Origin of the sequence: Veillonella criceti (genome assembly GCF_900460315.1) — a bacterium.
Classification (GTDB): Bacteria; Bacillota; Negativicutes; order Veillonellales; family Veillonellaceae; genus Veillonella_A; species Veillonella_A criceti.
The window spans coordinates 678,639-691,377 of sequence record NZ_UHIO01000001.1 but is presented as its reverse complement, the minus strand read 5'-3'; the positions used below and the strand labels follow the sequence as shown (position 1 = coordinate 691,377).

The 12,739-nt window shown below is 34.9% G+C and carries 14 protein-coding genes; 13 read left to right on the top strand and 1 reads right to left on the bottom strand.

What is annotated here, in order from left to right; translation table 11 throughout:
* Positions 1-10 precede the first annotated feature (10 nt).
* Positions 11-526 (bottom strand): transcription repressor NadR, encoded by a 516-nt coding sequence (locus tag DYE54_RS03120; protein WP_115309871.1) that lies wholly within the window; start codon positions 524-526, stop codon positions 11-13.
* Between the two features lie 148 nt (positions 527-674).
* On the opposite strand from DYE54_RS03120, the gene DYE54_RS03115 reads away from it, so the two are divergent.
* The 13 genes from DYE54_RS03115 (at position 675) to DYE54_RS03055 (ending at position 12,728) form a co-directional block, all read left to right on the top strand.
* Positions 675-1,043: an ACT domain-containing protein gene (locus DYE54_RS03115; RefSeq protein ID WP_115309870.1), complete on the top strand. Its 369-nt coding sequence runs from the start codon at positions 675-677 to the stop codon at positions 1,041-1,043.
* A 73-nt stretch (positions 1,044-1,116) separates the two neighbouring features.
* Positions 1,117-1,647, top strand: coding sequence for a nitroreductase (locus DYE54_RS03110; protein ID WP_115309869.1), 531 nt, complete (start codon positions 1,117-1,119; stop codon positions 1,645-1,647).
* 131 nt (positions 1,648-1,778) lie between these two features.
* Complete coding sequence (locus tag DYE54_RS03105; protein ID WP_115309868.1) at positions 1,779-2,456, top strand: TerC family protein; 678 nt, start codon at positions 1,779-1,781, stop codon at positions 2,454-2,456.
* 214 nt (positions 2,457-2,670) lie between these two features.
* Complete coding sequence (locus DYE54_RS03100; protein WP_115309867.1) at positions 2,671-3,300, top strand: NAD(P)-dependent oxidoreductase; 630 nt, start codon at positions 2,671-2,673, stop codon at positions 3,298-3,300.
* Between the two features lie 274 nt (positions 3,301-3,574).
* A complete protein-coding gene (locus tag DYE54_RS03095) occupies positions 3,575-4,030 on the top strand; it encodes an Rrf2 family transcriptional regulator (protein ID WP_115309866.1) in 456 nt (151 codons plus the stop codon).
* A 131-nt stretch (positions 4,031-4,161) separates the two neighbouring features.
* Positions 4,162-4,581 carry a DoxX family protein gene (locus DYE54_RS03090; RefSeq protein ID WP_115309865.1) on the top strand — a complete coding sequence of 140 codons (420 nt, stop codon included), beginning with the start codon at positions 4,162-4,164 and terminating at the stop codon, positions 4,579-4,581.
* Positions 4,582-4,785: 204 nt separating this feature from the next.
* Positions 4,786-5,400: a thiamine diphosphokinase gene (locus DYE54_RS03085; RefSeq protein ID WP_115309864.1), complete on the top strand. Its 615-nt coding sequence runs from the start codon at positions 4,786-4,788 to the stop codon at positions 5,398-5,400.
* Between the two features lie 116 nt (positions 5,401-5,516).
* The gene (locus DYE54_RS03080; protein WP_115309863.1) at positions 5,517-6,713 is read left to right on the top strand and encodes a hypothetical protein; all 1,197 of its coding nucleotides are present in this window, start codon (positions 5,517-5,519) and stop codon (positions 6,711-6,713) included.
* 11 nt (positions 6,714-6,724) lie between these two features.
* Positions 6,725-8,086: a cation:proton antiporter domain-containing protein gene (locus DYE54_RS03075; RefSeq protein ID WP_115309862.1), complete on the top strand. Its 1,362-nt coding sequence runs from the start codon at positions 6,725-6,727 to the stop codon at positions 8,084-8,086.
* 3 nt (positions 8,087-8,089) lie between these two features.
* Positions 8,090-9,553 (top strand): HAMP domain-containing sensor histidine kinase, encoded by a 1,464-nt coding sequence (locus DYE54_RS03070; RefSeq protein WP_115309861.1) that lies wholly within the window; start codon positions 8,090-8,092, stop codon positions 9,551-9,553.
* 53 nt (positions 9,554-9,606) lie between these two features.
* Positions 9,607-10,302, top strand: a complete 696-nt coding sequence (locus DYE54_RS03065; protein ID WP_115309860.1) for a response regulator transcription factor — start codon at positions 9,607-9,609, stop codon at positions 10,300-10,302.
* A gap of 246 nt (positions 10,303-10,548) precedes the next feature.
* Entirely contained in the window at positions 10,549-11,250 is a 702-nt protein-coding gene (locus DYE54_RS03060) for a phosphatase PAP2 family protein (RefSeq protein ID WP_115309859.1), read from the top strand.
* Between the two features lie 11 nt (positions 11,251-11,261).
* Positions 11,262-12,728 (top strand): ArnT family glycosyltransferase, encoded by a 1,467-nt coding sequence (locus DYE54_RS03055; protein WP_115309858.1) that lies wholly within the window; start codon positions 11,262-11,264, stop codon positions 12,726-12,728.
* Positions 12,729-12,739: the final 11 nt, after the last annotated feature.

Sequence of the window (12,739 nt, the reverse complement as noted above, 5' to 3'; positions counted from 1 at the left end):
TGGTATGAAGTTAAATAATTAAAAAATGTAATTTATCTAACGCCTTAATGATGGCGTCCATATCTTCGAGGGTTTGTGTTTCAATAAGATGAGTATGTACACCATTATTTAATTTAGATAATAGGCCACTGGAAGATTTTTTTTGTTTGTTTAAAAAGATATCTATATCGGTTAAATTGTTGATGGGGAGAGGTGCTGTTAATTCGCCATATACATCGTGGGTAACGGATACAGTATGAATAATGCCACCTAATTGGATAATGGTACTTAGTTCGGTGCGAACATCAGCCGCCGTATGATGGCATGTAATTGTCCGTAAAATACCTTGTGTGGGGGTATTACACATGGCATAACCTTTGACTGTAGACGTAATAGGATAGCCATCAGCTCGTAGATGGGCGATATCATTGACAATAATTTGTCTTGTTACATTAAATGTTTGGGCTAGATTTTCACCAGTGATAGGTGCCAAACTGTGGCTTAGCATAGTTAATAATTGTTGACGTCGTCGTTCTGTCTTTTTCATATGGTAGGTCACCTTATTGATAAAATAGTTATAATTTTTTACTGACTATAGAGAATTTGTGATAAAATTAAAAGAGAAAACTTAAAAATTAAAGTTTAGTTTATTGTAAAACTAAAGTACTAACTTTTACAAGTAAAGGAATGAGAGTATGCAATTAAAAGTAATTAAAAATACCTTAGCTGTTTGTAAAGTAGCTGATTACAGTGATGTTAATTGGCAAGATGAGTTTGTTTTTATTGGTAAGACAGATGAAGAGAATTCATTAGTATGCTCGGTAAAATATGTTCCGCAGAATGCCACTCAAGTAGATACGACTTGGCGTGCTGTTCGAATTGAAGGCGAACTTGATTTTGCATTAATTGGGATTCTATCTAAATTATCTACAATTTTAGCGGAAGCGAAGATTGGAATTTTTGCTGTATCTACCTATAATACAGATTATATTTTAGTTAAAGAAGAAAACTTTGAAAATGCCTTAACTGTATTAAGTCAAAATGGATATGAGATAAGTCGCTAATTATTTGTGAGAACGTTCATATTTATATAAAAAGTTTATCATATATGAGAAAATAGAAATGAGGGCAATTCATATGACAATAGCTGATGATATGTTACAGTTGATGGAAACTAGGCGTAGTATTCGTAGCTTTAAGCCCGATGCAGTACCAAAGGAATTAATTGATAAAGTGATTAAAGCAGGTACGTATGCAGCGACTGGTATGGGTAAACAATCGCCGATTATTGTAGCCGTTACTAATAAAGAATTGCGTAATCAATTAGCAAAGCGCAATGCAAAGATTATGGGAACTGATATGGATCCATTTTATGGGGCACCAGTTGTGCTTATCGTATTGGCTGCTAAAGAACGACCAACTCATGTATATGATGGCACCCTTGTTATGGGAAATTTAATGTTAGCTGCTCATGCTTTAGGCCTTGGCAGTTGTTGGATTCATCGAGCTAAAGAGGAATTTGAATCTTTTGAAGGCCAAGCATTACTGAAATCGTTGGGCATTGAAGGAGACTATGAAGGAATTGGGCATTGTGTAATTGGTTATGTAAAAGGGGTAGAACCTAAAGCAAGTCCTCGTAAAGAAAATTGGGTATATTATGTAGAATAAGTATCTGAATTTACTAAGTCTTTATGGTTAATCATAGAGAGTGGTACCTATTGAATAGACTGATAATAAAAAATTAAGAGAATACATATTAGCAAACATTGACAGAAATAGTTGCGGAAATGGCGGTATATATGGAATTTTTAGAATTAAGCACATGGATTATGATTGGGAAAATCATAGTTGTCGACATTTTATTAGCAGGGGATAATGCTGTTGTTATTGGGATGGCTGTAAGTAAGCTAGAGCCTAGACTGCGTGAAAAGGCCATTATGTGGGGGACATTTGGTGCTATTGCAATGCGTTTAATCTTTGCCACGATCTTAGTAGAGGCGTTGGAATATATACCGGGATTACACTTTATTGGTGGTTTAGTATTGCTCTGGATTGCGTTTCACTTATTGATTGGCGATGATGATAATGCCAATATTGAAAGTAAAGATTCTTTGCGTGGGGCGATTGTCACTATCATTGTAGCGGATGCCATGATGAGTATTGATAATGTAATTGGTGTAGTAGGGGCGGCTAAAGGGCATTTAGAATTGGTCGTTGTGGGCATGTTAATTACCGTTCCATTATTGATTTACGGGTCTCGTTTATTAGCTCGTATCATTAATAAATATCCAATTATTCTTTGGGCTGGTGGTAGTTTACTTGCTTGGGTAGCTAGTGAAATGGTAACCGCTGAACCGTTATTGAAACCATATATTGCTGGTTATGAACGATTGATTGAAATTGGTGGTGTAGTATTAGTTGTAGTAGCTACTTTGATTGTAAAACGGTTACGAAAATCTAAAACAATAGCTGAATAACCTTGTTAATAGTAACATTTGAATAATAAATAGAAACGACTTTTTGCCGTGATACTGGCAGGAGTCGTTTTTTTGTTTTGTAAGTATTGACATTACAACTAAAAGGATATACAATTAATATGTAATAAGAAATGTTACAAGTTAAACTTCGGAGTTAATAAAACCTAATGAATTATGTAAAAGGTATTGTGTATTAATTAAAGGAGCGTTTATTATGAAAATTGCAGTTGTTAGTTCTAATGGTAAAGTAGGTCGTTTAGTAGTGGCTGAAGCACTTCGTCGTGGCTTTGAAGTGACTGGGTTTGCGCGTAGCGAAAATAAATCAGAAGCTACGCAGTTTGTGAAAAAAGATATTTTTGATATTACGGCTGCTGATTTAGCTGGTTTTGATGCTGTTGTTGATGCATTTGGTACTTTTGCACCAGAAACATTAGAATTACACACTAAGTCATTGATGCATTTAGCAGATGCTGTTGCTAATACTAATACACGCTTATTGGTAGTTGGTGGTGCTGGTAGTTTATATGTAAATAAAGAACACACAACTCAGTTATTAGATACTCCAGAGTTTCCAAAAGAATACTATCCATTAGCAAAAGCACAAACAGATGAATTAGTAGAACTTCGCAAACGTAATGATGTGAAATGGACATTTGTAAGTCCTGCTGCAGAGTTTGATCCAGAAGGGAAGCGCACTGGTGAATATATCTTAGGTGGCGAAGAGTTTACTCTTAATGAACGTGGTGAAAGTGTTGTTAGTTATGCTGATTACGCAGTGGCTATGATAGATGAAATTGAAAAAGGTAATCATATACAACAACGTATTAGTGTAGTCGGTAAATAAGAATAATATATTTAAAAAAGAGAGATTAACTTAAAAATTATTTATAAAATAATCAAAAAAGAATAAATTTTGTCCAAATAACTGTGTAAATTTGAACCGCTATAGTAAATTTAATGAATTCATGGTATACTAAAAATGTAATATTTAATATTACAAGGGTGTATGATAGAAATGCAGTGCCGTTTGTTATATATGATATAGTTTTACGTACTGTGTAATTCATGAGATATATTTAATTGTTATCGAGTGTAACATGAATTAAGGAGGCTTTGATATGCAAATATCCAGTCGTTTTACAATAGCGGTTCATATTTTTACTTGTATCGCTATTGCCGAGAAGAATTATAAAGTAACTAGTAAATTTTTAGCTGGCAGTATTAATGTGAATCCAGTAATTATTCGTAATATTGTGCTTATGCTAAAGGCTCATGGCCTTGTTGATTCACGTCAAGGGAGTTCTGGTATTAAGATTGCCAAATGCCCTTCGGAGATTACGTTGTTAGATATTTTTAATGCTGTAGATTCTTTGGATAATGGTCAATTATTTAGTTTTCATGAAAATCCGGCTAAAGATTGTCCTGTAGGTAATCATATTCATGATGTATTGGATTATCGTTTAATTCAAATTCAAAATGCATTGGAGCGTGAATTAAAGAGTATTACCTTGGCTTCGGTTATTGAAGAGGCTGAAGCACAAATTGAAAAAGATAATCAAACTGAAGAAAATTAAAATGTATCTATTGACATTACAACTCAAGAACTATATAATATACTTGTAATTAAGAAAGTTACTAGTTTGTAACGTATATTTGTAAATTATGATTTGTGTAGTTGATATAGTTTGAAAGAGAGTTGTGACGTATGAATATTTTATTGAAGAATTTATTCCGGTATCAAGATAATGGTTTGTTGTTTTATCGCATTGTATTTGGCTTATCTATGATGGCTCATGGGTATTTGAAATTTGCTGGTGGGGAACAGTCTTTATACGGCGTAGGCAGTATGTTAGGTGTGTTTGGCATTACTGGCGGTTATCTAGTGCTTGGTGCTATGGCAGCGGCTGCTGAATTAATCGGTGGTTTATTAGTTGTATTAGGATTGGCTACTCGTTTGGGAGCTTTACTTATTATTGGCACATTATTTGTAGCTACAGTGTTAGCTTTAGGTAATGGCTTCTTTGCTTGGGATTATCCATCTCAAATGATGTTTGGTGCTATTATGTTGTTAATTGCTGGCCCTGGTCGTTTCAGTATGGACCACAAATTAGCGCATAAAGGCTAATATAAAAAGCATAAAAAATTTTCTAAAAAGAGGCTGTAATGAATGCAGAGGTTATCTAGCATTGCGTTACAGTCTCTTTTTAGTTTAAGAAAAATTTAACAAAGAGTTAATAAATATTAAGGCACTTTTGGTAGTATCTATTTCATTCTTTGGCTGTTTAGTGTATAGTAAATCATATATGAGTGTATACTTAGGAGACCATCTATGAAAAAACATTGTGCCATTGTATTAGGGGGCTTATTTTCCACCTTAGACGGAATTGATACAGCTGATTTTATTATTGCTTGTGATAGAGGGTATGCGTATTTAAAAGAGTATAATTTAGAGCCGGATTTAATGGTGGGCGACTTTGATTCGTATCATGGTGTTGTCACTGAGGGGATTCCAACTCTTGATTTACCAACGATGAAAGATGATACGGATACGATGGCTGCTATTCGGTATGCTTTAGATAATGAATATTTAGATCTAACCTTATATTGTGCTTTTGGTGGACGTTTTGATCATTTAATGGGTAATGTACAGGCGGCTATGTATGCAGCAAGCCGAGGCGCTGTAGTGCGTATGGTTAATCAAGATACGGATAGTTATTTTATTAATCATGGTGAACTTATTATCGAACCAAGAGAAGATTGTTCATTATCTGTATTAGCTATGACTGATGAATGTAAAAATGTTACTGTCACTGGCACAACGTATGAACTAACAAATGCTACGTTAAAAAATACATTCCCTATTGGTGTGAGCAATGAGTGGCAAGGTACCGCTCATATTAAAGTGGGCGAAGGTATTTTAATGGTATCTATGGTGAATATTTAAGAAAATATATTTTATTAGATATATAAGCAAATTATAATGTAAAGAATACAAGCGATGGGAACATATTCTGATGAGATAGGTAATAAATGGATTCAGATGAATAAGGAGTGGTTCTTTTGAGCAGTTATAGATCTTTGTGGGATGAAGGATTTAATGAAATTCATATAGTATCAAATGCTATAGTGTTTGGAATATTAGATGAGAAAGATGAAATTGAACAACAGCTAACGATTAGGCGGGATGGCTATGCTAGAATTCAGCGTTTTACTTTTGGAAATGGCTGTAAACCATATTCTGTAATTGAAGACAAAAAGATTTCCTTACCTATTGAAACCATGAAAAAAATTTTTGATTATATTGGATATTATTTGCAAGCTGAACATGAGTATATGTTTGTTACAGATGTAGGGTATTGGGAAATTAATTTAATCAGTCAAAATAAGAGTTCTATACCATTTACAGGACCATTATTTTTTAATGATATTCGTTATTATGAAGGTCATAATATTTGTGATATTATTCGAGATTTGTTAGATGTATCCGATTTGTACTTATTTGATGGTAATCCTGATCGTCTGGATGAATTAACGATTAATTATGAGAGGGAAACGCGAACATATTTCCGTGATGAAGGGTGGGATTTTTCAAAAGGAGAGCCATTTCAGAGTAATCATCATAAGGAACAATTTCAATTATTTCGCAATACTAATCAGTTAATCTATACAATTTGGCATTCGGATGGTTGTAAGACTCAGCAAATTTTAGAGATGAATCCATTGGTATTAGATATTTTGAACTCATTGGGAGCTACTGCTTTTATAGATAAACGGGAGCCGACTATATTGGTCGATGAGCCGGCTAATGAGAACATGAAGATTACATATTGGATTGAGACACACAGTAAAAAAGGCGTTACTTATGTGTGTGAAGATAGCTTTGATCGATATCATTTACCTATTGATTGGTGGAAGTTTATTGACACGTATCTTGAGGATTTAGAATCGTATATATTGTTGGGGGAAATGTTTCAAGAAAAATATTATGAGAGAGAAGTTAGATTAGCTTCTGATCGTCGTTTTGCTCTTATAAAATTTTCAGAGCATGGCCAAACATATGCGTATTTATGCAATGATGAAAACATCAATACAGGTGACTGGGTATTGGTACCTGTTGGAGCTTATGGACATACTAATCGTGGTTTGGTGACAGCTATTGAATATCATCAAGTTGAGAAAGCACCGTATCCTATGGATAAGATTAAATCGGTTATAAAACGATTAGATTTGGAAGATAAAAATGATTTTGACTATTAGGAGGTCTTAGTGTGTTAACCTCTTTAGGTTTTATTTTATTAGGTGGGGCAGCTCTAGCAGGGCTGTGCCGCCGTATTCAACTGCCTACAATTATAGGGCTTATGTTAGCAGGGTTACTATTAGGTCCTCAAGGGTATAATTGCTTAGATAGCACGATGCTAACGATTTCGCCAGACTTACGACAAATGGCATTGCTTATTATTTTAGTTAAGGCTGGCTTAGCGATTAATTTACGAGATATTTGGAATTTAGGGCGTCCCTTACTGATGATGTCTACCGTGCCTGTTTTGTTGGAGCTTGTTGTCTTAACTTATTTGGGATTAACTATTTTCAATTTACATGGATTAGAGGCCGTATTACTGGCTACAGCTGTATGTGCCGTTTCACCAGCCGTAGTTGTATTTCGAATGATTCATCTAATTGAAGAAAAATATGGTATTGCTAAAAAAATTCCCCAATTAATTATGGTAGCTTCTTCATTAGAAGATATTGTCGTTGTAGTGGTGTTTTCACTTGTGTTGACATTAGTAGAAGCTCATGTAGAAGCTCCTGAGGGTTTAGGGGCTCTGGAAGCTTTTGGTCAAGTGCCAGTGGCCTTAGTTGGAGGGATTATATTGGGCTTAGTAAGTGGCTTTATTGTAGCGTATATTGCTAAATATATGAGTCATAGTGCACCAACTATCTCTAAAGCTAAGATACTGAAGTTGAGTAGGCTATTATTACATAAGGACGTACAAAATATAGTTAATGACAAAGAAAAAGCTAAAGTAAAAGCTAAAGAGACTAGGACCGTTAAAGAATTTTTAGTAACACCTCAACAAGCAACGCTATTGTTAACTGTTATTGTAGCCGTTTCATTTGTATTAGTCGCTATAAGTAATTGGTTAAAACCTTTGGTATCTGTTTCAGGATTGTTAGCTATTATGATTATGGCTAGCGTTGTAAAAGGGCAAGTATCTTATGAACTGGGGCAAATGCTAAATCGTATGGTAAACCAACTTTGGATTCCTATAGAGATTATTTTATTTGTATTGGTGGGGGCTGCTATTGATACAACCTATATGCTTAGTATGAGTGGTATGTTAATAGCCGTGATTGCTCTTGGTTTAGTAGGGCGTACGATGGGGGTAGTTATTTCATTATGGAAGACTCCATTAAATCGAAAGGAAAGAGCGTATTGTGCTATTTCCTATGCACCGAAAGCGACCGTGCAGGCTGCTATTGGAGGGATTCCTTTAGCATTGGGTCTTTCGAGTGGTCCTTTAGTACTAGCAGCTTCGGCCATGGCCATTGTAATAACTTCGCCAATAGGAGCGATTTGTATGGATTATTTTTATAAACGATGGCTTACCTATGATGGACAGGAGCGATAGCGGATGACGATTAAACGGCGATTAACCATTTCTAACTTTCTGATGATTGGTATCCCTGTATTAATTGCGTTAATTATTAGTTTTTTCACAATTACGGCACTTTGGGTACCTATTGTACAAGAAAATAATATTGGAGTACGAGATTTAGATGATTTTGAAAAAACAAGTTCTTTTTTATTAACACAAATTGAAGGTAAATTAAAAGAAACCTCGGCACAAGGACGTGATCCTAAATTATCTGATGTAGGCAGTTCGTTACGGCTGCTTACAGGCTATACTGTTTATATTGAAGATTCTGAACATAAAATGTGGGGGTGGGGCGAAGAGCCTGATGTATATACTAATCAGTTACAAGAGTTAGCTATGCAATTAAAAGAAAATGGGATTGTTTCAGTTGGTACGCATGCTGTAGCGCTTAGAGATATTCAAACTTTGCACGGGAATTATAGGGTGTATATTTTTGGCTCTGAAATACACCCTCATGTGTGGCCCGCTAAGAATACGGTAAAATGGACGCTAATTTTTATTTTTTGTGTCGTTGTAGTTGGCATACTTATGGCCAATCGTTTATTAACTCGCTTTGTATTTCATCGGATTCGGAGTGCTCTTGATTTATTAGCTAAGGGCGTGCGCCAGATTCGTGATGGCAATTTAGAAGTTAAACTTTCGTATACGGGCAAGGATGAATTTGCACCAATTTGTGATGATTTTAATGATATGGCACAACGACTTAAAGAGTCAGTAGAACTTATCCAAAAGCAGGAAAACAATAGAAAAGAGCTATTAGCAGGTATATCGCATGATTTACGGTCACCGCTAACTTCTATTAAAGCGTATGCTGAAGGCATTCAAGACGGTATTGCTACTACACCTGAATTAGAAGCTAAGTATATTCGTATGATTCAGACTAAAGCCGATGAAATGGAACGAATGATTAGTAATCTATTTACATTTTCTAAAATGGAAATGGAAGAGTATCCCAATTATCCTGAAGAAGTTGATTTAGGGCAAGAAATAATAAATTTTGTCCGTAATGAGGGTGTATCCTATGGGAATAAAGGACTCTATGTAAGTTATCGGTTAGTGGGGGATACCTTTAAAATTTGGGCTGATCCGTTTCAAATTCGTCATATTTTAATGAATTTGGCAGATAATAGTGTAAAATACAAAACTAATGATATGGGGCATTTACAAATTGTGTGTGAACAGCAAAACGATGTTGTTATTGTGTGTGTAGCCGATGATGGACCGGGAACGACCGCTTCTAATCTAGAACGATTATTTGATGTGTTTTATCGTGATGATATGGCACGTAGTAATCCTCATAAAGGCAGTGGTCTAGGTCTTGCCATTGTGAAAAAGATGGTACAACAAATGAAGGGGTCTATTAATGCTGCGCAGGTGGAACCGCATGGATTACAGATTGTAATGAGGATTCCGCGTTATACTAAAGCAGATAATCACTAAGAACTGAAATAATAACAGCTAGTTTATTACTATACATTGAAGGAGGAACTATTGTGTCTAAACGAATCTTGATTATCGAAGATGACCAAGCGATTGCTGAAATTGAGCGAGATTATTTAAAACTTAGTCAGTTTGAAGTGGCCTTAGCCCATGATGGTGCCGAAGGGTTAAGCATGGCATTAACAGGGAATTTTGATTTAATTTTATTAGATGTTATGTTACCTACTATAGATGGATTTGAAATTTGTAAACAATTACGCAAAACGTTAGATATTCCGATTCTTATGGTGACGGCTAAACAAGAAGACATTGATAAGATTCGTGGTTTAGGTCTTGGCGCTGATGATTATATTGAAAAGCCGTTTTCACCTAGTATTTTAGTGGCTCGTGTAAAGGCAAATTTGGCACAGTATGACCGATTGAAGCAGGGGCAACAGGCAGATACGTTAGCTGAAATCCAAGTAGGTCATTTACAAATTCAACCAGGTTCACATCGTGTATTTGTGCGCAACCAAGAAATTAATCTTAAAAATAAGGAATATGAGCTATTATTATTCTTAGTGCGTAATGGGGATTTAGTCTTTGATAAAGAAACTCTATATGAACGGATTTGGGGGCTTGATGCTATTGGGGATGTAGCGACGGTGCCAGTTCATATTAATCGATTGCGTGAAAAAATTGAAGATGATCCTAGTAATCCTCAGTATATTGAAACTGTATGGGGGGCAGGATATCGGTTTAAATTATAAGAATGTTAAGGCATGTATCTTATAGGGTGAAGCAGACTCTTTATCATACAATAAGTAGATGTATTTAAGAAGGATAATTGTATAGGATGAGTATAGAAGCTATTATTGGCGATGGTCGATAATAGCTTTTTATTGTTGAATTTTAAAATTAGTAATAGAAAGTTTATTTATAATTTAAATTTGTTGTAAGGAGAGTTTAATAAGCCTTTATATACTATCTATATAGAAAAATCCAGGAGGCATAGTATGGAGAGTGTATTAAATTATATACAACAAGTTGATTTTGCTATTTTAAATTATATTTGGTTACATGGGCATACAAATTGGTTGGATTCATTCATGATTACGATTACTACTTTAGGGGATAGTGGCGTTATTTGGATTGCCGTAGGGATTTATTTACTTTGGCGATCAGAGTATCGCAAGACTGGTATCGCTATTGTAGTAGCGTTAGCATTAGGCTTTTTAATTTGTAATTTAGGAATTAAGCCTTTAGTAGGACGTATTCGACCTTTTGAATGGCAACCAACGTTACAATTATTAATTACAGCCCCTCAGGGCTATTCATTTCCCTCAGGTCACACTTGGTCATCTTTTGCTATAGCTACAATCTTAATGTTAGATAAAATTCCTAGACGCTATTGGGGACTTGGTTTAGCTGCTTTTATCGGGATCTCAAGAATTTATTTATATGCACATTTTCCTACAGATGTATTGGTTGGTATGATATTAGGAATTCTTATTGGCTGCATAAGTTTAAATGTACTGAATTATTTATTAACTGTATATGGAGATAAACTACCTAATTGTATAAACGATTATGTTAATGGAGGAATGGCGCCTGCTATATTACATCAGAAATTTAATAATGATGAAGAAGAGATAGAAAATATGGCAAAATCTGAAATAGTTAGTGCTTCTTTAGATAATTATTATACTGAAAAATAGGAGTATTTATCATGACTAGTGTAAAAAAACAGTGTGCTACCTTATTAGGGATAGCCTTATACCTATTTTTAGTTGGTAATTGGGCCATTGCTATTACTGATCCTGTAGAATCGAACTATGCACTAACAGCTAAAGAAATGCTATTAGCTCAGAATTATTTGTCACCACAAATTTATGGTCATTATTGGTATGATAAGCCCATTTTTTTCTATTGGGAAGTGATAGCAGGCTTTAAACTCTTTGGCATTAATGAATGGGGCGCCCGTTTTTTCCCTGCGCTATTTGGTGTTTTAGGATTATTTATGACGTATTGGTTTGGATATAAAGTTTATAACCGAGCTATTGGTTTTATGTCGGCTTTAATTTTAGGTACTTCTTTTGAATACTGGCTTATTGCTAAAGCTGTGATTACAGATATGACATTGTTTGTCTTTTTCAATGCAGCCTTAATTTGCTTTTACTTAGGGTACAGTCGTTTGCAACGGAATTATTATTATGGTGCCTATTTCTTTGCGGGGCTGGCTGTGTTGACAAAGGGGCCTATTGGCTTGCTTCTACCAGGACTTATCGTTATTTTATTTTTAATAAGTCAACAAAATTATAAAGAATTACTTCGTATGAAATGGCTAGGTGGTACAGTTATTTTCTTGCTAGTGGCCGGACCTTGGTATTATTTTATGTATAAGACACATGGCATGGAGTTTATCAATGTGTTCTTTGGCGTACATAATGTATTGCGGGCTACTGTGTCAGAGCATCCGCGAGATAATGTATGGTATTACTATTTAGGCATGTTTGTTATTGGATTTTTCCCGTGGATATTTACTGTGCCTGCCATGTTAAAACGATATTGGCAAGACCGTCGTTCTCAATTAAACACCAAGAGTTTTTGGCAACGATGGTGCACTTTTGATCAGACAACGACTTTTTTATTAATTTGGGCACTTATAATTGTGGTATTTTACCAGTTGATGGCTACAAAGTATACAACATATACATTTCCTTATTTGTTACCAATTGCTCTATTAGTTGCCCGTCAATTACATGAGCGTTATAGCTTTGTGAAACGTGTAGTGTTGAACAATATTATTTTATATACTATTCTTACATTTGCTGTAGTGATTCCATTATGTGCTCAATATTCAGCTAAGAATATTGGCTATATAGTAGCAGATCATGTAACCGCTCAGGACATGGTTGTTAGCTATGGTAATTATAAAACGTCAATAGATTATTACAGTGGGCGATTAGTGTATCGAATTGAAAAATCTGAAGATATTCCACATATGAAACCGTCCAATATGGATTGGAATACTAAAAATGTCATGCCTTTATTAGCTGCAGAGAAAGTAGTGATTACCCCGCAAGTATTAGCTATAGTAGAGAATCGTCGTATGGCAGATTTTCTTCAGGATGTAGGTGGTACATGGAGTATGATAGATAGTTTATCAAATTATACTGTGCTCCAGAAAAAATAATATATTGATTT